Here is a 26,002-nt window from a genome sequence, read left to right on the forward strand (position 1 = left end):
TTCTGGTAAAATAGAATTCATACTATAAGCCAGGTAGAAGGAGTGCGGCAATGATTTATTTGAGAAGCTTTAAGCTTTCTGATTATACGGATCGGAATCCCAACATATACCCTGATTATGTATTTAAGCACTTGGCTGGAGAGGTGCTTTTGTTTGATCGAATTACTGTGTTGTATGGCAATAACGGGAGCGGAAAATCCACTTTACTCAATGTAATTTCCAACAAGCTGGGAATTCCGGGGGCCGAAAGAATGACAAGCTATGGGCATAGTATTTATGCTCAGCGATTCCTTGATTTGAGTAGCTATCAGCTTGGGCATGATGAGCACGAGCATGAGATCAGGCAACTTCCAAAAGGAAGCCGGTATCTGAAATCAGAGGATATTTTATATGAGATCAAGAAGATACAGCAATCTTCCGTGCTGCGTGAGGGAATAATAAATGAGCAGATTAACAAAGGGATGAGCAAGGCTCAGGCGGCACAACGTGAAGCTACGTATGCGTTTAAAAAGAAGCTGGAGGACATTCAATTTTCACAAGAAAAATACTCTAACGGAGAAACGTCCATGCAGTTTTTTGAGGAATATCTGCTACCAGGGCAATTGTATTTATTGGACGAGCCGGAAACGTCACTTTCTCCTGCCAATCAAATACGGATGGCCGAACAAATAAATGAGCTGGCACGATATTTTGATAGTCAATTTATTATTGCCACGCATTCTCCCTTTGTTTTAGGCACATTACATGCAAAAACTTATAATCTGGATGCCAAACATCTTCAAACAGCAGAGTGGTTTGAACTAGAGAATGTACAATTTTTTTATCGGTTTTTCAATAAGCATAAGCAATTGTTTGAATGAGAGTAGGACAGACACAGATTGTAGCTTTTCATCTGAGAAGGGTTTGCTCTAAGACCTTCCTCCGTAAGCTTGATTTCTGAGTGAATCTGATGAATGGATATCATATGATTGATAAAAAACAACTGGGGATTAATACTCGGTTGTTTTTTTACTGTCTGCGTATCAGGGTTGATAGAAGGGGGGAATCGGATAGCTAAAAATTTGATAACAGACAGAAGTTAGAGACGATGATAAAAGTTTCGAAGGAATATTTTGAAGAACTAAGAATCTTGTGGTTATAGAAATGGAAACTATAAATATAGACCGGCATTATCCGAACAACCGCTATTGACAAACCACTACTTTGTGTTACTATATAGTGGTAGTAAGTAATACTGAATACCAGTCATACAGAATAGCAAGGGGGATTGTGTTGGAAAACCTGACGGAAATGCTCAAAGGCGTGCTTGAGGGCTGTGTCCTTGAAATAATAAGCCGCAAAGAAACCTATGGCTACGAAATCACGCGGCGGCTGAACGCCCTCGGCTTTACAGATGTTGTGGAGGGAACGGTGTACACCATCCTGATCCGGCTTGAAAAAAGCAAGCTGGTGGATACCACCAAAAAACCCTCCGACATGGGTCCTCCGCGAAAGTTTTTTGCGCTCAACGATGCGGGGCGTGAGGAGCTGCGGAGGTTTTGGGAAAAGTGGCAATTTGTTGCATCGAAAATCAACCAATTAAAGGAGGAGTAGGAACAATGCTTGATTCGATCATAAAATTGATAATTGGCGATATGGAAGAAAAACGGGCCTATAAACAAATGATGAAGAGGGTTGATGCCTTACCGAAAGATTATCGGTTTGCATTTCGCAAAATTCAACATTATATGTTTAGCGTTGGCCCCCTAGGCGGCGGTGACATGACGATATTTACGGACTTGACGATGTTTAAGGACTTAGTGGATTTATTTGAAGCAAGTGCGGCAGAGGGCAGGCAGGTTCTTGATGTCATAGGCAGTGACGTCGGCAAGTTTTCTGATGAGTTTATGCGTGCGTCGGTTACCAATACCGAAACAATGCGGGAAAAACTAAACAAAGAGATTATGGAAAAATTTAATAAGGAGGGGCAATAACTATGCTGGAGCTTATCAAAAAAATGATCGGGGATAAAAAAGAGTATAAGCAGCAAATGGCAAGGGTAGAAGCGCTTCCTGAAGACTATCGGTTCGTATTTGAAAAAATCCATGGATACATGTGGAGTTTCGCAGTAGGAGACGGCTCTGATATGTTGAAAATTCAGCACGAATTGATCGAGTTGTTTGAAGCGAGTGCGGCGGACGGCAAACACGTTCTCGACGTGACGGGCGAAGATGTTGTCGGGTTTTGCGACGAGCTTCTGCGCGGCACGAAAATGTGGACCGATAACTTTCGCAATAAATTAAACCGCGACATGATGAACAAACTCGGAAGGGGGGACGATTCTAAATGAAAGACATCGCAATTCAAGTAAAGGATTTAAAAAAATCCTACAAGACCACGGAAGTCCTAAAGGGAGTGAATTTCGAGGCGCGGCGCGGCGAAATCTTTGCCCTGCTCGGCTCCAACGGCGCGGGCAAAACGACGATTGTTAAAATTCTCACCACGCTGCTTAAACAGGACGGAGGCACTGCCTTCGTAAACGGCTTTGACATCGCGTCAAAGCCCGACCATGTACGTCAGTCGATTAGCTTGACAGGACAGTTTGCTGCCGTGGACGAGATATTGACCGGGCGGGAAAACCTGATCATGATTGCCAGGCTCCGACACCTGACAAATCCGATTCAGATCGCGGAGGATTTACTGAACCGCTTCGGCCTGAACGAAGCCGCCAAGCGCAAGGTGTCTACTTATTCGGGCGGTATGCGCCGCAGGCTCGACATTGCCATGAGCCTTGTGGGAAAACCGCAGCTTATTTTTCTCGACGAGCCGACCACCGGGCTTGACCCCGAAGGACGCAACGAGGTTTGGAAGACAGTCAAAGAGCTTGCGGATAATGGCACGACGGTATTCCTGACCACACAGTATTTGGAAGAAGCTGAGCAGCTTGCAGATCAAATTGCCATTCTGCATGAGGGCAGGATTATTGCGAGCGGCACCCTCGCGGAGCTGAAAAAGCTGTTTCCGCCCGAAAAAGTGGTGTATGTTGAAAAACAACCCACATTGGAGGAAATATTCCTCGCAATCATCGGCAAAAAGGAGGAAAAGTAAATGGAAACGATTAAGAAACACTTTTTCAGCGATATGAGCGTTATGCTTGGACGTTCCATGCGCCATATTTTCCGCAGCATGGATACCATCATCACGGTCACCATCACTCCGATCGCAATGCTGCTGCTGTTCGTTTATGTGTTCGGCGGCGCGATTCAAACCGGCACGGATAACTATGTGAATTACCTGTTGCCCGGCATCCTGCTGATTGCGATTGCAAGCGGTATTGCCTATACGGCTTACCGTCTGTTTATGGATATGCAAAGCGGCATCTTCGAACGGTTCCACTCCATGCCGATTGCACGTTCGGCCGCGCTGTGGGGGCATGTGCTGACCTCATTGGTGTCCAATGCGATTTCGGTTGCCGTCATCATTCTTGTAGCGCTCATTATGGGTTTCCGCTCGCCGGCGGGAGTATTGTCATGGCTTGCCGTGGCCGGTATACTTGCGCTGTTTACGCTGGCCTTGACATGGATCGCGGCGATTGCCGGACTGTCCGCAAAATCGGTGGACGGCGCAGGCGCCTTTTCCTACCCGCTTATCTTCCTTCCATTTATTAGTTCGGCGTTTGTGCCTACCGAATCGATGCCGTCGGCTGTCCGCGTTTTTGCCGAGAACCAGCCAGTGACTTCAATAGTGGAAGCCATCCGCGCACTCCTGTCGGGGCAACCTGTCGGGAATGACATTTGGGTTGCACTCGCGTGGTGCTTAGGGATATTGATCGTCGCATATCTATTTGCAATGCGCACATACAAACGGAAAGCGGCTTAAACAATGTAAAGGAACTGAATATGTCAGTTATCAAAGAGCCAGACGCTAAGACGCAGAGCCGATAACCGTGAGTGAAATCACAGTTGCCGGCTCTTTATTTATGATAACTCCCTAAGCTACATGATTGACGGCAAAGGAGAATGCGACAGTCCCCTAATTAGATCAACATATCCTTCAGAAAAAATTGCTGTAGCCCTCCCACATTTTAAGTTATTACAAAATTCATTTAAGGGAGTACATTTTCTTGGGATGAGAGAAATGAAAGCGGTTTTAGACAGTCAACGAAATCATGTCGTAATAAAAAAGAGAAATACTTTTTGGTTCAGAATAAAAAGAGATGCCATCCTGTATGCCCTTTTGCTGCTGCCTCTGTCGTACATTGCCATATTTATATATGCTCCCATCTATGGCTTGATTATGGCATTCCAGGATTACAACATTTTCGCAGGAATCGGAGGAAGCGAATGGGTAGGGCTGGATGTGTTCCGGTTTATTTTTCAGCAGGACAGCTTCTATCGCGCACTGAAGAACACGCTTGTTCTGAATGTTCTGGATTTGATCGCGGGATTTCCGGCGTTCCTGACCATTTGCGCAGCGTATCCGTTAACGAAGAAGCGGCTGTGGGGAAGAAACTTTATTCTGTCAGCATTGGTCTTCACTATGGATTTCAGCGGCGGTTTGATTCCCTCCTAAATTTTACACATTCCGAAATACTATCCGTCCGCGGAAGATGTTCTTTTCACCGGGGCCGTCAATTATGGTCCTACCCGGCAGGTGCAGGGGAAAAAGTAACAGCAGACAAAAGCAGAAACCACAACCCGCACAAGCAATTTTGTAGGCTGTGGTTTTTTAGCTTCGGTTCATTGTTATAATAGAAGGCGAAGTGATACCCAACGGACGAAATAGTGGGAGAGTACGATAGAAAATCACCAGAGCGAGCAAATGGCTCTCAATTTCGTCTGATTAAATGAAGAAACAAGGGGGGAGAGTTTGAGAAAATCTCTGTTTTTGATAATTCCGCTCTGGCTGGCAAGTACTTTTTTTGCAATTTGGCCAATTCATGCGGATTGGGCATACAATTTTGTTGTAAACGACGGGAAATCCTATATCATTTCTGACAATCAAGTGGAAAAGGAACAAATCGGTTCAATAATAGGCAAAGTTACATCATTTTCAGACAAGGAAGGCACATACTCAGGTAATTTTTCGAATTACTATCCGAAGGGCACTGAATATTATAATATCAAAGATTTGGACAAAAATGAGGCAATTGCGATTAAGATAAATGATGGGTCATTCATTAAAGCTAATTATGAGGGTGAATATGCCGGTTCCAGATTTGATTGGGGAAAAGTTTTATGGTATTCCGCCGGCTTAATCTTGCTAGTCCTTGTCATTGTCATTGTCATTGTCTTTGTGAAAAATAATTGGAAACGAATCTAATAATAAAATGAAGGATCGTTAAGACGTTAGTTAAATAAAACAGCGACAGTCTAGGATTTTATTTTCTCGTCCTTTATTGTCGCTGTTTCGGCTTCTGGTGTCAGTCTAATTATTCATTGGTGGCATCGTTAGGATTCATTTCAAAAATGGCTCAGCCATCCGGATCATTTCTTCTTTACTAAAATACTGTCCGCTCATCTCGTCCATTTGATAGTGGACAGATTCTCCGGACAGGTGATGGAAATATGAAATCCATTCACCACACATAGAGCTCACTGAGCTTAATAAAAGTGGCAGCTTCCGGCAGGCTGCAGCAGCTTGAACAAGCGGCGGCTTTGTAGTCTGGGGCTATAGTATAAGTCTGTAAGTACATTGATTCCGCTTGCGTGATCAGATTAAAGCTGCCATCTTCACGCTGCTGTACCGTAAATGAATCAAGCGGCCGGGACAGCCCGGTACCAATCGCCTTGATGTAGCTTTCCTTTAAGGTCCACAAGTCATAAAAAAAATCCTGCCGCTCCCCGGCAGACTTGCCTTGCAGCGCCTCTCGCTCCTCCACAGAAAAAAACCGCTCTGCTATTTGAATATCTATAGGCCGTATCTGCTCAATATCTACTCCGAGAGAACCCTCATTCATTCCCCAGATCATCAGCACCCAATCTCCTGAATGAGACACATTATACTCAAAATCAGGCAGCCCAGACACCCCCGGTTTGCCGAATGGATTCTCCTCGAATTGAATTTTGCCATTCCGTTGACCGAGCTGGCTGCAGAGGATGTACCGCACCAGTATCTCGCCAAATAAAGAACGATAGGCATCTTCCTTATGGAAAAACCGGGCGAGACGTGCGCGCCGGACTTCCGATACCTGTGCTGTAAAATAAGCATAGCTCTCCAGACTTAGCTGCTCCGGGAGCTTAAAAGCAAGAATTTTGGACATAAACAACACCTGTCTTAGGAGATTTTAATTTGTTTTCGTTATTGTGAATGTTGCGAAATATGAAGTCCGTTCTCTAAACAGGACAGCTATACGATTCTAGCATATTATTTTGAACGCACTCCATATCTAAATTGGTACTAATAGCTCTTTCCGGAATTTGCACATTATCAAACTACTGGCATATTACGACATAATAGGACGTCGAATGCTGCAGATACATACACAATTCTGTTATTTTACTTTAATTTAAAATAATTATTTTTATTGTTATATAGTCCTAAAGAATGGTATTTATTTAAATATTTTCATAGTATAGTTGGTATTATCAAGACGTCGTCAAAATTAGTTTTAATACTACAATGATATTGAATAAAAGCAATATTACGGGAGTGATAACATGTCATTGGAGAATGAATGTGAAGATAATAAGGCGGATATTGCCATTATTGGCCTCTCCATCCGTCTGCCTGGCATTGATACCGTTTCCCAGTTCTGGGAAGCAATCCTGGGTGGAGAAGAGGTGGTTGCTAACACTTCCTCGCAGGATAAAGCAGAAGTTGCTTCTGCGGAGGGAAGGCAAAACTTTATTCGCACAAACACCAACATTCGGAACATTGAGAACTTTGATGCTGCTTTCTTTAATTTCAACATAAGAGAGGCGTCCTTGATGGACCCACAGCATCGTCTGCTTCTGGAGATGGCTTGGGAAGCGCTGGAGGCGGCGGGATATGATCCAGGAACCTATGAAGGTCTTATAGGGATGTATGCGGGCGTGTACGCGAACTATTATCAAATGTTCAACCTTATGCCGCTTCTAAATGGCAACCGAGCAGCCTCCGAACTCCAAATGCAGATCGCAAGTGAGAAAGACCATGCGGCGACGATGGCCGCTTACAAGCTAGGCCTTACCGGGCCAGTGCTGAATGTTCAGTCTGCCTGTTCCAGCTCGCTGGTTGCTGTACATTTAGCTTGTGAGAGTCTGCTCACTTACTCCAGTGACATGATGGTATGTGGAGGTGCAACACTCGGCATTCCCCAAGCCAACGGCTATTACTATCAGGACAACGGGTTGTTGTCCGCTGATGGGCATCTCCGGGCGTTCGATAAGCAGGCTACCGGCACATTGTACAGCGACGGGGCAGGTTGCGTCGTACTGAAACGATATAGTGATGCCCTTGAGGATGGCGACACCATTCATGCCGTTATTAAAGGTTCAGCCGTCAATAATGACGGAGCCCTCAAAGCCGGATATGCAGCCCCCGCAGTCAAAGGTCAGATTCAGGTTATTGAACGCGCACAGATGAACGCCGGCGTAAGCGCCGCGGACATCTGTTACATAGAAGCACATGGTACCGGCACTCCTCTAGGAGATGCGATTGAGCTTGAGGCACTACATGAAGTATTTGCCAGACATACTGAAAAAAACGCTTTTTGTGCTTTGGGTTCGGTTAAATCTAACGTCGGTCATACGGGGCCATCCGCAGGTATTGTTGGGTTAATCAAGACAGTCATGGCCCTGCGAGAGAGGATACTGCCACCCGCTATTCACGCAGATACACCACATGACAGGTTAATGACGGGCCAGAGCCCGTTTTATCTGAATCCTGTTCCGCTGGAGTGGAGCAGCCCCAATCAGCGGCGTCTGGCTGGGGTCAGCTCCTTTGGGCTTGGAGGTACCAATGCACATGTTATCCTGCAAGAAGCGCCGGTGTTGCCGAAGGAACCTTCCTTGCGGCGCAGCAAATTGTTCGTCCTCTCCGCCAAAAGTTCAGAGGCGCTCAAGAGGCAAAAGCAATCCTTGCAGCAATTTCTAAGCTCTGCTTCAGAAGAACTGTTAGCGGATGCAGCCTATACACTGCAAACCGGACGGAAGCTGTTTGAGCACCGGGCAATTTGGCTATACGGCTGCGGAGGTGAGACGGAATGGATGGAATGGGAGACTGGGAAGAAAGATAACCCCGATCTTGCGGGCATGCCCTTGTTCCACTTCCCGGATCTATCCAATTTCGAGGCTCCTGAGCTTGGGGGTTGGATTGCTGAGGAAATGGTATTCTACAACAACTTCATGCAGGGTAAGAAACTGGCAGAGGAATGGTCCGGCAAGGGAGATTCGGCATTGCAGGAACAAGCCACATACGTATTAACCGTGCAGATCTCCTTATTCAAACTCTGGGAGAGCTGGGGAATCCATCCCTCGGGCTGCCAGGGTACGGGCAGTGGCTTATTTGCCGCCGCTTATGCCTGTGGCCTCCTGACTTATGCGGATGCTTTGTATCTTGGCTGCTCCTTTACGGCCGCACTCGCAACTTCGGGGGAGGCGCAGGGTACTTTTGTCCGAAGCTACCGGCAACGTGTCTCCAGTCTGAAAACGGGGCCGATGAAGGTTCCACTCGCAGCACCGCCGGGGAGGGGCCCGATGACTCATACGGAGTGGAGCAGCAGCGATTTTTGGACAGCGTATCTGACGGATGCCCTGGAAGACGGAGCCTCATTACAGACCAGCAGTAAGAACGAAAAAGATCGGCTAGTGCTTGATATGAATCTCGGTGAACCTTCGGAAAGTCATGGAACCACCGAATGGAAGAGCGTTTACCTTCTTCTCGGCAAAGTCTGGATGGAAGGCTGCCCCGTCAATTGGAAGGCTTATTATCAAGGGGAACGCCGCCGCCGCATTGAATTGCCTGCCTATCCATTTGAAAGAACACGCTGCTGGGTGGATCGGGATGATTCTGCACTTGATACTACCGGACCGCTTCAGCCCATTTCGGAACCCGTCAACTTGCAGCCAGAGCAGTTGGATGGATACATCGCACCAAGAACAGAGGTTGAACGGGACTTGGTTGCAGCTTGGGAGCTGTATCTGGGGGTGTCCCCGATCGGAATCAACGACAATTATTATGAACTGGGAGGCAACTCGCTGCTGGCAGCTTCCTTGCATGCACATATATGTGAACAGTTTTGCGTGACGCTTAGACTTGAAGTTTTTTTGGAGCAGCAGACGATAGCCCGATTAGCCGAATCCATTGAATCCTGGAGATTGAATTCTATATCTGCGAAAGGCGGACACTGATAATGGATCTTGTGAATAAGGCATTGCATCGTTTAAGCCATCCCCAAAAGAGAATTTGGTATACAGAATGCCTTCATCCCCAGACAGCCGTACATCATATTGGTGGCTGTGTCCGTATTCACGGAACGCTCGACTTCCCCCGTTTGGAAACTTCGATCCAGAATGTGATTCAGTCTCATGATGGCCTGCGCCTGCGTTTGCGGGCACAAGACGGTGAACCGCAACAATATGTAGCGGATACTACTTCGCAACAGCCGTTGCCCCGCTACGACTTCAGCTCATATGCCAATCCCCAGACGGCTTATGAGAGGTGGGTGAAGGCAGAGGCGGCAAAACGATTTGAACTTTTCGATTCTCCTTTATACCACATTGCTACCTTCAAGGTGGGGGAGCAGGATAATGGTTTTCTCTTGAAAGCCCATCATATCATCTGCGACGGCTGGTCAATGGACCTGCTGACCAGACAAATTCTCGGACATTATGAATCGCTGGGCAGGGAAGACATTTCTGACTGTGCCGTGTCTGAACCCTCCTATTTGACTTATCTTGATCTCGAAAGTCAATACCTGAGCTCTCAGCGCTGTCAGAGCAACAAACAATTTTGGGAGAACAAATTTGATGTTCTTCCCGAACCGCTGTTTGACAAAACTGCCACTGCTCCAGCCGGCAGGCGCTATACCCGCCTGCTCGACAAGCAGGCCACAGAGCAGATTATCCGTATTCTGCCAGAGCTTAATGTGTCATTGCCCCTATTTTTATCTGCCGCATTCGGGTTGGTACTAGGCAAGTATTACCAGAGAGACGATCTAATCCTGTCCATACCTGTATCCAACCGCTCTGCTCACACCAAGGCAACGGTTGGCATGTTCACTGGCAATCTGCCGCTGTCGCTGCATCTTAAGGACGGCCTGTCTATACGGACATTTTTACAGCGGGTACGCCGTGAATATTCACGTAATCTCGCCAATCACAAGTATCCGTTCGATCTCCTTGCAAAGCATCTTCAGTTGCGAAAAAAAGGGCATGGCAGCTTATACCAGGCCGCTGTGAATTATTATAATACCCATCTGCTGACAACCGTGGACAGCATGAGGATTAGCAATGAGGAGTTCTACTCCGGCGAGCAGGCTTATCCTGTACAGTTGATGATCAAGGACTGGTCCGAGGATGGCACGTTATTGTTCACTTTGGACTACCAGACACAGATCATTGGCAAGGAAGAGGCAGAAACGCTGGTGGAATGTCTCCTGCATGTGTTGAACCAGATGGTGCATACTCCAGACCTCCCATTGAAGGAACTAACACTGTCTACCGAAAGGCAATGGGAACAAACTTTGATTCATTACAACCAGCATTCTATCCATAACTATCCACTTGAAAAGACGGTTATGGATCTATACGCAGATCAGGTTCGGCTCCATCCGAATCGGATTGCCGTGAGCTGTGCTGATGAGAAGCAGACCTTCGCAGAATTGGCGCAGCGGGTCAATTGCCTTGCGGCAGCCCTAACTGCAGAATTTCCGCAAGTGTCAGGCGTTATAGGCGTACGGATGCATCATTCTCCCGAACTGGTCATTACAATCCTGGCGATTCTTCAGTGCGGCGCGGCTTTTCTGCCGCTTGACCCCGGAGTTCCGGCCGCCAGAGCGGAGTATATGCTCCGAGACTCGGGAGCAATCTGCCTGTTGACTGATCTGCCAGAGGAACCGGCTTCCGGCTGGCCTATTCCAACGCGCAATCCCCGGCATCTGCTCCGGCATAGCCCGTTGTCTGCGGGGGAACAGCAGAGGCCGAGTCCTGAAAAAACGGCTTACATCCTATATACCTCGGGATCTACAGGAGCACCCAAAGGGGTGAAAGTTCTTCATTCTAACCTGGCCAACTATATCACTTGGGCAGCGGCAGAATACTTGACTTCTGAACACGAGGTGTTCGCCTTTTATTCCTCAATCGCCTTTGATCTGACGCTGACATCCTTGTTCGTACCACTGGTCAGCGGCACTCAGTTGAGGATATACCCTTCCAGTGGCGAGGACTATACCTTGAGCCGGATTCTGAGCGAGAACAGAGCTACAATAATCAAGCTTACCCCTTCCCATCTTGCGCTTATGGGGGAAGAACGGAGGCCGAATGCTGCCTTGCGGACACTGATTGTGGGCGGGGAGAGTCTCAAGACCGGCCTTGCGGCAGCCGTTCAGCAAGCCTACGGGCCTAATCTGGCTATTTATAACGAATACGGGCCAACGGAAGCAACCGTAGGCTGTATGATTTACCGTTATGATCCCATAAAAGACAAGGGAGCGGCGGTTCCAATAGGAGTACCTGCTGCAAATGCGAAGCTATATATATTGGATAGGGATTTGCGGCCGCTGCCTCCAGGCGCGAGGGGAGAGCTCTACATTTCCGGCCCCGGTGTTGCGGCTGGCTACGTCCATCAACCCGAGCTGACGGCGGAACGATTCTTGCCGGATTCAGTGAACAAGGGCAACCGGATGTATCGTACGGGGGATCTGGTCCGGTGGGGTGAAGGCGGAGTGATGGAATATATCGGCCGCTGCGATACCCAGCTTAAGGTTAGAGGCTACCGAATCGAGACGGAAGAGATTGAACATCACCTGCTGGAGATGGAGGGTATCCGTAATGCAGTTGTCTTGACGGAGGGTGAAGGTCCCGGCATGGAGCTGGTCGCCTGTATTGTCGGAGGCTCGCTTACAGCGTTGGATATCCGCAGCCGTCTGGCAGGCATCCTGCCTGGATACATGGTTCCGGGACGCATCATTTTTAGGACAGAGATTCCGCTTACTGCTAATGGGAAGACCCATCGGAGGCAGCTTGCACAAGATTTAAATGCCGCCCCTGCAGAGGTCCAGGAGTACGAAGGGGGGACTCAAACTGAACGGCTTTTATCCGCACTACGGATCGTTCTGGAGCGTAGGGAAATCAGCCTGGAGGACCGTTTTTTTAATCTGGGCGGGGATTCCATCAAAGCGATTCAGATTTCAAGCCTGCTCAAAAACCAAGGACTTCAACTCAGCGCGGCAGACATTCTGGATCATCCTCTCATAAGCGAAATGTTGCTGCATCTCACGGAAGATAAGGCGGTTCAGCCGCAGGGTCCGCCGGAGGGAATCATCCCGTTGACACCGATCCTGTCGTGGTTTTTCTCCCGGGAGCTTAAGAATAAAGACTACTATCTGCAATCGATGCTGCTGGAGATCAGAGAAGATGTTGCCATGCATACCCTTGAAGAGAGTATAAGGCAGTTGATTCGGATGCATGACTCCTTGCGCTTGCATTATGACTCTGTAAAGCAGCAGCTATCCTATAACAACGACCTTTCTGTGCGTGAGTTCCAGCTAAATGTACTTGATTTGACCGAATTTGATTCTAAACAACGAGAGCAAGAGTTCCTGTCGTATACCACCGTACTGAAGGCAGGCATACGCCTTACTGAGCAGGATCAGTTCCCTTTCCGCGCCTGTCTGATTATGGAGCCGGGACGTGCTAATCGTCTGATGCTGGCGGCTCACCATGTCTGTATAGACGGTGTCTCATGGCGGATTATTATGGAGGACTTGGGACGATTGCTTCGGGGAGAACACCAGTGGCTGCCCAAAACATCATCGTACAAGCGCTGGGCGCTGGCGCTGAGCGAACGCGCTGAACCGCTGGTCCAGCGGGAGCGGGAGTATTGGAACGGAAATTACAACCTCCCAGATGATCATTGGCTTTGTTTAGGGCAACCGGGTAGTGGACGTACGACGCTTCGTACGCTGACGTTCGGCCCTACTGAAACGGGGCTATTGCTTGAACAGTGTCGGCAGATTAACGGGCTACAGCCCCAGGAGCTGCTGCAGACTGCGCTTGCCCTGGCACTTCATGATAACTGGGGCTGGCAGACGCAGGTCATTTGGCTGGAAGGACATGGCCGGGAGCCCTTGTTCCCTGAAATTGATCTCTCGCGTACCACTGGCTGGTTCACCAGTCTGTATCCGGTCAGAATTACGGTTGAGGCAAGTACAAGTGTAATCGAGAGGAGGGATAACATCCTCCAACAGTTCAGGGCGGTGCCCCGCAAAGGTCTGGGATATGGCATTTGGGCTTATGGATTAGGGCAGATTACACCGGCTGTTCCCCGGATTTTGTTCAATTATCTTGGGGAATTTCTGGAGGATTACGGAAATGGGCTGTTGCGTGTTCTGAATGAGTCAACAGGACCGGATATGGCTGAAGACAATGCAACACCATTCGTACTTGAGATCAACGCTTATATTCTGAAGCGCAGACTGTATCTGGAGTTACATTATCCCTCCAGTATGCCGGACAAGGTCATAGAGCAGTGGATGGAGCGGTATGAAGCCTTCTTTGTGGAACTTCTCACTCAACCGCCGGTTCAGAGGGAGCCAAACTGGACACCGGCCGATTTTGATGCGGTAGATATGACGCAGGAGGAATTGGATTCGTTATTCAAGTAACAGGGGGGATGGCATGAACCGCTTGCTAATCAAAATGCTCTGTGCCTGTATTCTGCTTGGCATAGCTGCGCTGCCGCCAGCTTCGGCAAATACTGCTGGCAGCGGGATTTCGGCTGAGTCCGTCGACGAATATGTGCTTAAGCTGATGGATCAGATGGATCTTCCCGGTGTCTCTGTAGCTGTGCTTCGCGGTGACAAGACTTATGTTAAGGGGTATGGCAAAGCTGACACCAGCCGGAATATACCGGTAACCCCGGACACTTTGTTCGAACTTGGCTCCAACAGTAAAGCCTTTACCGGCGTCGGTCTGCTGCTGCTTGTCGAAAGAGGGCTTGTAGACCTGGAAGCGCCAGTAACCCGCTATCTGCCATGGTTAGCACTGCAAGCAAAGGGGGAGTCTGCCGAACCAACGGTTGGGCATTTCCTCCACCAGACCAGTGGGCTGGGCAGTGATTCCGTTGCGCTGATTGATCCGTCCACCGAAGATACTGCACTCAAAGATACGGTGCTCGGACTAAGCGAGAATCCGCTCTGGTATAAACCGGGGACTCAATTTCTGTACTCCACCGGTAATTATGATGTGCTTGGCGCGATTATTGAAGCTGTGAGCGGGTTGTCCTATGAATCCTATATGTCCGCTGAAGTTTTGCAGCCTTTGGGTTTAGAGCAAACATCCGCAGGAAGAGCGATCTTGCAAGGTGGCACGAAAATCTCCCAAGGCTACAAGCCTGGACTTATCGGCAACAGAGAGTATCAAGCCCCCGTCTACCGCGGGAATACACCCGCAGGCTACATTTTGTCAAGCGCTAAGGATATGGCCCGCTGGTTGAATCTACAGATGAACCCGGCAGCAGCACCTTCAGAGCTTAGGGGGGCCATTGCCCGTGCGCAGATTCCCGATGAAACGGTCAAGGCAACAGAAACTCCTCCGTACACGACACCTTTTAGCTATGGAGGTGGCTGGCTTGTGTTTAACAAAGGAGATCATACCCTCTTTTCACATGGGGGCAATAATCCCAATTACTCTTCTTACGTCTTGTTTGATCCAGTACAACAAATCGGAGTTGCTGTCCTGGGGAATCGGAACACGACGGCGACTTACGCCATCTGCGAGGGACTGTATGCCTTGCAGCAAGATCTGAAACCTGCCGCTGCACCAATGGATACTATGGACACGGCGAATCTCGCAGGACGGATCATCATCCTCATTTGTGCGGCTCTTTGTCTCTGGATGATCTACGTATGGGTCAAGGATCTGCGCTTGATCCGCAATGGCAGACGGATGCGCAGGGGACCTTCTTTCGCCCTATACGCCAAGACATCCGGTTTGGTTATCCTAGCCGCTCTTATTATGGGCGTGGCCTGGTATATGCCCAAAATGCTTTTTTGGGGCTATCCTTGGAGATTTATTGTCGTTTGGGCACCGTTTACGATAGTCCCGGCTATGATTTTGATCGCAATTACAGGAACGATGTTCTCGGCCTTAAGACTGTTAAAAATGTGGTTCCCGCTACACCCAGCGGTGCAAACGGACCGCCGGACACACCCGCAAGTGATTCAAGAGGAGGCTTCCTTATGACTATCAAGCTTTTTACAATTCCGTATTCCGGTAGCTCAGCAGCCATTTACCTGAAATGGAGGACTCTGCTGCCGGAAAATATCGAAGTGGTACCCCTTGAATTTCCAGGCAGAGGCAAACGGTTCGGGTCCAAGCTATGCGACAGTATGGAGGAATTGATTGACGATCTTGTACAGCATATTGGCAGCCAGCTTCAGGGGAGTCCATATGCGCTGTACGGACACAGCCTGGGAGGACTGGCGGCTTATGAACTGAGTGTGCGGCTTCTGGAGAGCGGACAGGCACTTCCGGTACATGTCTTCCTCTCTGGCTGTAATCCCCCGCACCTGCGTTATGGAGAGGAGCAACTGCATAAACTGCCCGACGAGCTATTCCTTCAAGAAATTCTCAAGCTGGGCGGTACTGCTCAGGAACTGGTTAATCATTCGGAGCTAGTGAGAGTTTTTTTGCCGATCATCAAAGCGGACTATAGAATCTACGAGTTGTATGCCGGTAACGGCCGGTGCGTGAAGCTTCCGGTGGATTGTACAGTCATGCTCGGCACCGATGATCCCTTGATGCCTGCGGAGAACGGGATAGAGTGGGAGCAGTATATCAGCGGGAGCATGGTGATCAAAAATCTGCCCGGCGGCCACTTTTTTATTCATGACCGGCAGGATGATGTGATCGCCGCCATTCAGGATGCACTTGCCGTTCATAAGTGAGGAGGCCCAAGATGAAGGTTGAGAAAAACAACGTCCAAGATATTTGGCCGCTGCGGCCACTGCAGCAAGGGATGCTGTTTCATTATTTGCAGGGGGAATCCAAAAGTGAATACATGGAGCACCTTGTCCTTAGCCTGCAGGGGCAAGTCGATAACCGGCTGTTCAATGAGGCCTGGCTCGCTGTCTACCGTGCGAATGACGCATTGCGGTCCGTGTTCAAATGGGAGGGTCTCCGGTCACCTGTGCAGGTGGTGCTTCGGAGCCTTGAACCGTTGCCGGAAATCTATGATTTCACGGGCGGAATTATCCCTGATGAATTTATGGCCGTCATTTCCAGTGAAGATCAAGAGGCTCTGAAGCAGAGTAAGAGCATAGAAGAACGGATGCAGCTAACTGCAGAAATCATTGGCAAACGGAACCGTACGATGCGTTTCGACCTGACCCGGGAAACCCTAAGAATCGTATTATGTAAGTTCGACGGGGAATGCAGATTGTTCTTTACGTACCATCACATTGTGCTGGATGGCTGGAGTCTCGGCATTGTGCTGGAAGAATGGCTTCAAACCTACCGGGCACTCGCTGAAGATCAGGAAGTGTCCCTTTCAGCAAAGCCGGGAATGAAGGCTTATCTGGCTGCTGTCAAAAACTCACGCGAACCGGAACGCGAAGCGGTGTATTGGGCCGATTGCCTGCGGGATTATGAAATAAAGCAAACGATACAGCCGTTCTACAAACCCCGGCGTTCGGGATTTAAACGGGTATCCCTGAACATACCGGGAACGGCAGCGGCGGGAATGCGGCTATTTTGCCAAAACAATGGCATTTCGGTAGCCACCTTGATGAATGGTGCGTGGGGCATATTGCTCCAGCGGTTCAAACATGTTGATGATATTGTATTTGGCTCGACGTTATCCGGCAGGGGTGTTAGTCTTACCGGCATCGGGCGTATAGTCGGGCTGTTGATCAATACGGTGCCGCTGCGTCTTTCCAGCCGAAAGAGGGAAAGTGTTCAGGAGTATTTCGCAGGTGTTCATTCAGCAATCGCGGCCAGGCGTCCATATGAAATGGCTGGTCTGTCTGAGATCCGGGAATACGCTGGGATTCAAGGTACGGAGGAGTTATTTGATACCTTACTGGTCATGGAGAACTATCCGCTGGATAAGGTGCTCCTAGAGCAGCCGATGGCAGACTCAGTACCGGAAGATCTAACCGGGCAAGTTCCGTTGTCGATCAGTTCCTTTGAAATGGTGGAGCACACTCATTATCCGCTTACTCTGCTCATTCGGGAGAGCAGCGGTTTCGAAATGGACTTCATCTATGATCAGGAAAGCTATGAGTATTTTGTGGTAAATCAGATGTCACAGTGCTTTGTGCAACTGCTGCATAATCTTGTCGCGCAGCCAGAGGTCCAGGTGTCAGACATTAGGATCGCTGAACCTGACGCATTAAAAATGAACGGACTGTTGTCCGCCGCCGAACCCCTGAAGCAGTTCCGTGAACAATCTATTCCGCAGTGGTTCACCACGATGGCACGGAGCCATCCCCAGAACATTGCCATAATTCATGAGCAAGTCAAGTGGACCTATGCTGAGCTTGACCGGATGTCTGACCGGGTAGCCGCTGCACTGATTCGTCATGGAGCCGGGCCGGAGCAATATATTGGAATCGAGTCTCGGCGGAGCCCGGAGACGATCATGGGACTGCTCGCGATTCTGAAATCCGGGGCGGCTTATGTGCCTCTGCACCCGGATTATCCCGAAGAACGGATCAGGTTCATGATCGAAGATTCAGGAATGCGGCTTATGCTGTCAGACACGGATAGCCGGCTTTCTTCTATGAAATCCATAAATGTTGATACGCTGTGTTACCAAGATATCCTTGAGAAAGAAGATCCAGCACCGTTGGACAGCTTCCCTTCTCCGCATGATGGCGGACACCGTCTAGCCTGCATTGTTTATACTTCCGGATCTACCGGAAAGCCCAAAGGTGTAATGATCGAGCATAGAGGCATCGTGCGGCTGGTCAAGCATACAGAGTTTGTGAATTTCAGCATCAGCGATGTGATTTTGCCGACATGTCCGTTTGAATTCGATGTCTCCAACTTCGAGATCTGGGGGGCACTGCTGAATGGAGCGTCACTGTACCTTATGGCTCAGGACAAGCTGCTGATGCCTCAGGTATTAAAAGAAACGCTGCTCCAGCAGAAAATAAGCTTGATGTGGATGACTACACCGCTGTTCAATCAATTAGCCAGTGTGGATGCTTCGCTGTTCCGTTCCCTGCGTTATCTGATTATTGGTGGTGATACGTTGTCGCCAACACAGATTAACAAGGTGAGACAGGCCTGCCCGGCTTTGGCACTCGTCAATGGCTACGGTCCTTCCGAGAATTCGGTGCTGTCCACCACATTTGCAATTGAACGGGAATATGAGACCAGAATTCCGATCGGCAGACCTGTCTCGAACTCCACTGCATATATTCTGGACCGGGATCAACAGTTTTTGCCTGTGGGAGCAATTGGTGAACTATGCGTCGGGCTGGAAGGCGTGGCAAGAGGGTATCTGAACAATCCTGAGCTAACCGAAATCAAATTTATTCCCGATCCGCTTTATCCAGAGTACAGGATGTACAGAACAGGGGATTTGGCCCGATGGCTCCCCGATGGAAATATTGATTTTCTTGGGAGAGCCGACAATCAGGTGAAGGTTCGGGGATACCGGATTGAGCTGCAAGAAATCGAACATGAATTAAGCCGGCTGCCCGGAATAGAAGACTGTACGGTTATTATGATTCAGTCATCTGACCGGGAGAAGGAGCTGGCTGCATATTTTGTCGCGGGTGACACACTGCAAGCAGGTTCGCTAAGAAAAGCGTTGCTCGAACGGCTGCCATCCTATGCGGTGCCTACGCGTTACATGCAGCTTGCTGCGCTGCCGCTGACGATCAACGGGAAAATTGACAAGAAGGCGCTGCGCAACCTGCGGTTCTCTTCCTCAGTCACCGGAGGTACACCTGCAAAATCATTGGCCTTTATGGAAATCACGGTGCTGGAAGCCTGGAAGGAAGCATTAGGGGTGGAACAGATTGGACTTGATGCCCCCTTTTTTGATATCGGCGGGAATTCGCTCCTGACGATCCGTATCAGCGATAAGCTGCGTACCTCCACCGGTATTGAACTGTCGGTAACCGATTTATTCCGATATCCAACGGTCAGAGAGCTCGCCGCGTACATGGCGGCGAAGCAAACCGAAGGGAGTCCGAAGAACGACACCGATCATGTAGCTGTTACCTCTCAAGTAGAGCAACAGCCGATGGAAGGTGCTTCCGCAACAACCCGTGATATTGCTGTTATCGGACTTGCCGGAAGGTTTCCAGGTGCTGCCGATCCGACGAGTTTTTGGCACAATCTGCGGGATGGGAAGGAGAGCATTTCGTTCTTTTCCGATGAAGAATTGCGCGCTGCCGGAATTGCCGAGACGCTGTTGCGTGACTCCAGGTATGTGAAGGCCAAGGGGATGCTTGAGGATATCGAATACTTCGATGCGGAGTTGTTCCATTACAGTCCGCAAGAGGCCGAACTTATGGACCCGCAGCTTCGCATTCTGCATGAACTCGCCTGGGCGAGCCTGGAGGATGCCGGGTACGATCCCATGCGGTACCGGGATGCCATTGGCTTATTTGTGGGCGCAACGGTCCATTTGAACTGGGTAAACCGCCTGTTCGATTCGCTGGAGGACGATACAGAACGCTGGCGGGCGGCAAATCTTAATGTACATTCCTTGAGCATGCCCATCTCTTATAAGCTCAATCTGAAAGGTCCGTCGTTAACCGTAGAAACCGCCTGTTCTTCGTCTCTAGTAGCGGTACATCTAGCCTGTAATTCCCTGATGCAAGGAGAATCGGATCTGGCGCTGGCAGGAGGGGTGTCGATCTCAGTACCCAAGAAATCGGGCTACACCTACCTGGATGGCATGATTAAATCGCCGGATGGGCACTGCAAAGCCTTCGATGCTGATGCCAAAGGGACAGTCAGCGGCGACGGTGCAGGTCTTGTGGTGTTAAAAAGGCTGGATCAGGCTGTTCGGGATGGCGATCATATCTACGCTGTTATTAAAGGATCTGCGATTAACAACGATGGAACGCGCAAGGCTGGATTCACGGCACCTAGCGTTCAGGGACAATTAGAGGTTGTGACGGCTGCCTTGGAAGCCGCAGCCGTCCCTGCGGAATCCATCAGTTACATTGAGACGCATGGTACGGGCACCCCACTGGGTGATCCCATTGAGATCAAGGCCTTGTCCGGGTTGTTCCCCGCCTCCAATGGAACTGGAACAGCCATCGGGTCAGTCAAGACCAATATCGGACATCTCGATGCTGCTGCGGGAATTGCCGGATTCATTAAGACAGTGCTGGCACTGCATCACAAGCAGTTGCCTCCCAGCTTGCATTATATGCAGGCAAATCCAGCAATCAGCTTCGACAAAAGTTCATTGTATGTCAATGCCAAGCTTCAGGATTGGCTGCCGCCGGAAGGTTCGCCGCGCCGTGCCGGCGTAAGCTCCTTCGGAATCGGCGGAACCAACGCGCATGTCGTCCTGGAGGAGGCACCGCTTTCCGTCACCGCAGATCATGGGAACAGACAGAACCGGAGTGAGGGATCACCCGAATTGTTCCTATTATCCGCTGCGACAGAAGAAGCCTTGCTGCAAAAAACAGAAGACTTGCTCTGTTATCTCAGTTCGGCAGAAGGTCAAGAGCAACAGCTTGCTGATATCGCCTATACGCTGAATACAGGCCGTCAAGAATTGAACTGCCGGGTGGCATGGATTGCCGCGGATGCAGCTGAGCTTGCTGCCGGCCTGCGTGCTTTCCAGAGCGGAACACGCAACATTTCCCGTATCCGGGAGGCTGTGCATGTAGTATTCGCATTCCCGGGCCAAGGAACCCAGCATGCAGGAATGGCACGTTACCTGTATGATACGCAGCCGCTATTCCGGCTTGAAATGGATCGCTGTCTGGAGCTGGCCTCACCGATCTTGGCGACCGATTTGCGGTCCATCTGGCTGCCGCAGCAGGGGCCGGACTCGGGAGGGTCAACACTGCCGGCAACAGCTTTGAAGGCTATCGACCAGACCGAAATTGCCCAGCCGCTGCTGTTCATGGTGGAGTATGCGCTGGCCCGGCTTTTGCAGCATTGGGGCATCTCACAGACGGCTATGATCGGGCATAGCCTCGGTGAATACACGGCGGCCTGCATCGCAGGCGTGTTGACGCTGGAGGAGGCTATCCGGCTGGTGATCCGCCGATCCTCGCTAATGCAGCAGATGGAACACGGCGAGATGATTAGTATTGGCCTGGGGCATGAACGTTTGCTTCCACTGCTGGGCGAAAGGCCCGATCTGTCCGTGGCTGCGACCAACAGCCCGGAACTCACAGTGGTCTCGGGACCGCCCGCATCCATTCGTGCCCTGTCAGCCGAGCTGCGGCAAAACGGCCATGAGCCGTTCCGTCTGCAGGTATCGCATGCCTTTCATTCCGCGATGATGGAGCCGATGCTCGGCCCCTACAGCAAAGCGCTCCAAGAAATCAAATTGGAGGCTCCGGTAATTCCGTACATCTCCAATGTTACGGGTGGGTTCATCACAGCCGAACAAGCGGTGGACCCTGAATACTATGTGAATCATGTCCGGCAAACCGTCAGGTTCTCGGAAGGCGTGGCAACGCTGGCGGAACAGCTTGAGCCTGTATTTCTGGAAGTCGGCCCGGGCCGGACGCTGGGTCAACTGATCCGCCGCAATCCGGGTATCAGCAGTAATAGTAAGATTCTTAGCATAGTACCCAAAGCCTCCGAGGCACAGGCTGCAGGTGTCCATCTGCTTCAGGCCTTGGGCGACCTATGGATGAGCGGGGTGGCTATCAACTGGGAGATAGTATTTGAGAACCGCAAAGGACGGCGGGTTTCCCTGCCGGTATACCCGTTCGAGAAGCAATATTACTGGAAATATCAGCAGGGGAAGGCAGAGAATATCCAACCGGACAGCTCGCTTTCCCGCAAACGTCCGGTTTCAGAATGGGCTTATGCCCCCGACTGGAGTGAGCAAGAGGGCCGCTCGGAAGACAAACATCCAGCCTGCAACGGACAGACGGTGCTGTTGTTCACTGAGCGGAGCCTTCTCTCTGACCAGCTTGCAGCGTTGCTGGAGGAGCAAGGGGACCGCTGGATCAAGATCTACCCCGAAGGGACCTTTCAGAGGGAATCTTCTGCTGAGTACACCCTCGATCCCGGCAATCCGGCCCATTATACTCAATTGTTTGATGTGCTTGCCGAAGCCGGGATACAGCCGCCGGAACGGATCATTCATCTGTGGAGTCTCGGGTTGGGACAAGCCGAAACCTTGGCTCAGGCCCAAGTATCATCCAGTCGAAACGGGGGGAATCTTGCCGACATTGAGGTGCTTAACCGCTGCCTGTACAGTGTACTGGAACTGGTTCGTGCGGCCGCTGTAGCCGTGCAAGGGAAGCCGCTGGAGCTTACGCTGGTCACAAATCAAATGGAACGGGTCTATTCGAACGACATTGTAGATCCGCTAAAAGCTACCCTGCTTGGAGTAGCCAGCGTTATCCCGCTGGAGTACCCGCATATCCGGGTGCATACACTGGATCTCGATAAGGAGTCCGCCGCCGCGAATCCCGGACTTCTGCTGACACTGCCTTTCAAAGGATCGGATAGTAAGGCTTGTCCGCTTCCCACTCGGCAAGCGCTGCGGTCCTCACACCGATATGAACATGGCTTCATCCGGGTGCCCCTTCCCCGGAGAACCCTTCCGTCCGGCGCTTTGCGCAAGGGAGCGGTGTACCTGATCACTGGCGGACTTGGCGGAATCGGCCTTGCGCTTGCCGATTATCTGGCTAGTCAATATCAGGCCAAGCTTGTGCTGGTTAGCCGCAAGCCGCATCCGGTACAGGATCGGCTGGAACAGCTATGTGTGAGCGGAGCACAGGTGCATGTGGAATATGCCGATGTCGCTGACCGAGCTTCGATGGAACGCGTCATTTGCGCAGCGGCGGAGCGCTTCGGCCCGCTGGACGGAGTATTCCATGCCGCAGGAGTGCCGGATGGAAGCATGATCCACATCGCAACAAGAGAACAAATCGCAGCGGTGCTACGGCCCAAAATCGCAGGTACCACAGCCTTATATGAGGTGCTTGCAGATATGCAGCAGCCACCGGCATTTCTCCTGCTGTTCTCTTCGATCAGCGGAACGTTCGGTGCTTTCGGACAAAGTGGGTACGCAGCGGCCAATGCCTTTATGGACGGATTCGCCCATGCACATGCCGGGGAGTCGTCTGGAATGCGCGTAGTCAGCGTGGATTGGGATGCTTGGAAGGAGACGGGGATGGCTATTGAGGCTGTGAACCGATATAACGGCTCCGACAAAGATGATTTGGATACCCCAGCCTACAAAGAAGGGCAATCGGATCTTCCGCTGCGCATCTCCCACCCGCTGCTGACCTCCAAAAGTGAGACGGCAGGGGAGACGCAGACGGTTTATATGTCCAGATTGTCGGCAGAGCATCATTGGGTACTGGACGGCCACCGGATGCTCGGTTCCTCCATTTTACCGGGAACAGGTTATGTAGAGATTCTCAGAGCATCGTTTGAAGAGTTAACCGGAGATACCGGCCTAAACATTGTAGAACTGTTTTTTGTGCAGCCGCTTGTAGTCGAAGAGGTATGTGAGCTAAGAACCGTTTGGTCCAAAAATAGCAGCGGCTGGGAATTCTCCATGTCCTCCATAGGAACGGCAGGAGAATGGGTACAACATGCCAAAGGCTGCGCGGAGCGCCTGGATGAGCAAACTGATCGGACACTCAGCCACGCAGAGCTCAATAAGCTCCATAACTGCCTACTGACAGCAACGGTTCCTGTAGAAGCAGAACGATCCGAGGAGGGCACGAAGGTACGCATGCAATATGGCCCTCACTGGAACAACATGCGCCGGTTCTTCCGAAACGAGAATGAAGCTGTTGCCGAATTGTCACTGCCAGAGGATCTGGCAAGGGACTCGGCTGATTACGGAGTTCATCCCGCTCTGATGGACCGGGCAACGAGCCTGCTCAACGAACAAACGGAGGACAGCCGTGCTTATCTGCCTTTTGCGTATAAGAACCTCCAGATTCTCCGGCCGTTTCCTGCTAATCTCTGCACCATTGTGCAAGAAGGGGAACAAAGTGAGGAAGCTCGGACGTATACCTGCCGCATTACCGATCTGGAAGGCAGTGTACTCATGGAGATTGAAGAATATGTCATGAGAAAAGTCCGTGACCAGTCACTGTCAGACAAGTTGCCGCTGGAACGCGCAGGAACGTTGCCTGCGTTCGGCAATTACCGGCTGGGATTAGCCGTCCCAGGTGAACTGAACAGCCTCCATATCCTGTCTGAATACCGGATACCTCCGGAACCGGATGAGGTAGAGATTAGAGTGGTAGCTAACGGCCTGAACTTCAAGGAAGTGCTGTATGCACTCGGTGTGCTCAAGCTGCCGGATACCTATGGTTTCAGCTTCGGCCTGGAATGTGCAGGAACGGTAACGAGGGTGGGGGCAGGCGTAACCGGTTGGCTGCCTGGAGATGAAGTGATAGCGATAGCCGGAGCAAGCTTGGGCAAATATGCGCGAGTGCCGGCAAGCTCGGTGGTGCGCAAGCCTTCCCGGATATCGTTTGCTGAAGCGGCAACCCTGCCGATTGCCTTTATGACAGCTTACTACGCGCTAATTATCCGCGGACAGCTCTCCTTGGGCGAGAAAGTGCTGATTCATACGGCAACAGGCGGCGTGGGTCTGGCAGCCGTGCAAATCGCCCAGTGGGCTGGAGCGGAGATTTATGCAACGGCTGGCACCAAAGAGAAACGAGACTACCTGCGTTCACTAGGTATCTCGCATGTGTACTCCTCTCGGGATCTTGCTTTTGCCGACCAAATCCGTGAGTCTGCCGGAACGGTAGACGTGGTTCTGAATTCCCTGACGGGAGAGGCTGTCGAAAAAGGGCTTTCCTTGTTGGCCCCGCATGGCAGATTTCTGGAAATGGGCGTAAAGGACATTATGGAGAACAGCAAGCTGGGAATGCGGATTTTCGAGAAAGGAATTTCTGTGTCAGCCATCAGCATGGACAGCGGACTGCCAGGCTACACAAGGCTTTTCCGCGAGATTACCCGGCATGTGGAAGACGGCACTTTTACACCGCTGCCTGTGATTCCCTACCGGTTCGCAGATACGGAAGAGGCTTTCCGGTATATGGCATCGGCCAAGCATATCGGCAAAATCGTCATTACCCAGGAACATGCCGCAGCTCAAAAGCCGGAGACGGTACAGCTCCAGGGTGGAATGACCAATGCTGAAGGAATGGAAGTGCTTGAGCATATTTTATCCAAAGTCATGAGTGCAGAGTTGTCTCCCGTTCAGTGGCTGTTGTCAACGACCGACCTGAACACCCGGTATTCCTTACTTGAGGCCAACACGCCGGAGGGTATAAGACCTGCTAATAGGCCTCTTCCTGCGGGACGCAAGCGGAAACGTATGGCTAGCAGCACCGAATATGCACCACCGCTTACGCAGACGCAGAAGAAGCTGGCAGAACTGTTCATGGACTATCTGGAGCTGGAGGCGATTGGGCTGCATGACAACTTTTTCGAAGCGGGAGCAAGCTCACTTGACCTGATTCAGATTAATGCCCAAATCAATGCTTTGTCTATCAAAGATACGTCGATTGTCAAAATGTACTCCTACCCGACGATTCATCTGCTGGATGCCTATTTGTTCGCGGACAGGGAAGACCAGACGGACAAGAGCGAGGTTCTCAAAGATTCCGAAGACCGCAAAAGAAAGGCAAGCCGCTTGAAAACACTGGAGTCCATCAAGGGAAGAAGGTGACGTG

14 protein-coding genes are annotated in these 26,002 nt (G+C 50.5%); 13 read left to right on the plus strand and 1 reads right to left on the minus strand.

What is annotated here, in order from left to right:
• The first annotated feature begins 50 nt into the window (after positions 1-50).
• From NST07_RS17505 to NST07_RS17540, 8 genes are all read left to right on the plus strand, one after another.
• Positions 51-860, plus strand: coding sequence for an AAA family ATPase (locus NST07_RS17505; protein WP_342479858.1), 810 nt, complete (start codon positions 51-53; stop codon positions 858-860).
• Between the two features lie 430 nt (positions 861-1,290).
• Positions 1,291-1,593, plus strand: a complete 303-nt coding sequence (locus NST07_RS17510) for a PadR family transcriptional regulator (RefSeq protein ID WP_341097680.1) — start codon at positions 1,291-1,293, stop codon at positions 1,591-1,593.
• Between the two features lie 5 nt (positions 1,594-1,598).
• On the plus strand, positions 1,599-1,973 hold the full coding sequence (locus tag NST07_RS17515) for a DUF1048 domain-containing protein (RefSeq protein WP_341093361.1): 375 nt from the start codon (positions 1,599-1,601) through the stop codon (positions 1,971-1,973).
• A 2-nt stretch (positions 1,974-1,975) separates the two neighbouring features.
• Complete coding sequence (locus tag NST07_RS17520) at positions 1,976-2,329, plus strand: DUF1048 domain-containing protein (protein ID WP_341093362.1); 354 nt, start codon at positions 1,976-1,978, stop codon at positions 2,327-2,329.
• Entirely contained in the window at positions 2,326-3,087 is a 762-nt protein-coding gene (locus tag NST07_RS17525) for an ATP-binding cassette domain-containing protein (RefSeq protein ID WP_341093363.1), read from the plus strand. The genes NST07_RS17520 and NST07_RS17525 overlap by 4 nt, the downstream gene beginning before the upstream one ends.
• Entirely contained in the window at positions 3,088-3,858 is a 771-nt protein-coding gene (locus NST07_RS17530; protein WP_341093364.1) for an ABC transporter permease, read from the plus strand.
• A 258-nt stretch (positions 3,859-4,116) separates the two neighbouring features.
• Positions 4,117-4,551, plus strand: coding sequence for a hypothetical protein (locus NST07_RS17535; protein WP_342479859.1), 435 nt, complete (start codon positions 4,117-4,119; stop codon positions 4,549-4,551).
• A 297-nt stretch (positions 4,552-4,848) separates the two neighbouring features.
• A complete protein-coding gene (locus NST07_RS17540; protein ID WP_342479860.1) occupies positions 4,849-5,301 on the plus strand; it encodes a hypothetical protein in 453 nt (150 codons plus the stop codon).
• Positions 5,302-5,557: 256 nt separating this feature from the next.
• On the opposite strand, the gene NST07_RS17545 is transcribed toward NST07_RS17540, so the two are convergent.
• Positions 5,558-6,241 (minus strand): 4'-phosphopantetheinyl transferase superfamily protein, encoded by a 684-nt coding sequence (locus tag NST07_RS17545; RefSeq protein ID WP_341093366.1) that lies wholly within the window; start codon positions 6,239-6,241, stop codon positions 5,558-5,560.
• Between the two features lie 397 nt (positions 6,242-6,638).
• Between NST07_RS17545 and NST07_RS17550 the strand changes: the two genes are divergently transcribed.
• From NST07_RS17550 to NST07_RS17570, 5 genes are read left to right on the plus strand one after another with little or no spacing between them, the layout of a single operon-like run.
• Entirely contained in the window at positions 6,639-9,311 is a 2,673-nt protein-coding gene (locus tag NST07_RS17550) for a beta-ketoacyl synthase N-terminal-like domain-containing protein (RefSeq protein WP_342479861.1), read from the plus strand.
• A 2-nt stretch (positions 9,312-9,313) separates the two neighbouring features.
• Positions 9,314-13,786, plus strand: coding sequence for an amino acid adenylation domain-containing protein (locus NST07_RS17555; protein WP_342479862.1), 4,473 nt, complete (start codon positions 9,314-9,316; stop codon positions 13,784-13,786).
• A gap of 13 nt (positions 13,787-13,799) precedes the next feature.
• On the plus strand, positions 13,800-15,365 hold the full coding sequence (locus tag NST07_RS17560) for a serine hydrolase domain-containing protein (protein WP_342479863.1): 1,566 nt from the start codon (positions 13,800-13,802) through the stop codon (positions 15,363-15,365).
• Positions 15,362-16,069 (plus strand): alpha/beta fold hydrolase, encoded by a 708-nt coding sequence (locus NST07_RS17565; RefSeq protein ID WP_341093371.1) that lies wholly within the window; start codon positions 15,362-15,364, stop codon positions 16,067-16,069. The genes NST07_RS17560 and NST07_RS17565 overlap by 4 nt, the downstream gene beginning before the upstream one ends.
• 11 nt (positions 16,070-16,080) lie before the next feature.
• Positions 16,081-25,998, plus strand: coding sequence for an amino acid adenylation domain-containing protein (locus tag NST07_RS17570; RefSeq protein WP_341378722.1), 9,918 nt, complete (start codon positions 16,081-16,083; stop codon positions 25,996-25,998).
• Positions 25,999-26,002 lie beyond the last annotated feature (4 nt).

Source organism: Paenibacillus sp. FSL L8-0340, assembly GCF_038593145.1.
GTDB lineage: Bacteria > Bacillota > Bacilli > Paenibacillales > Paenibacillaceae > Paenibacillus_AQ.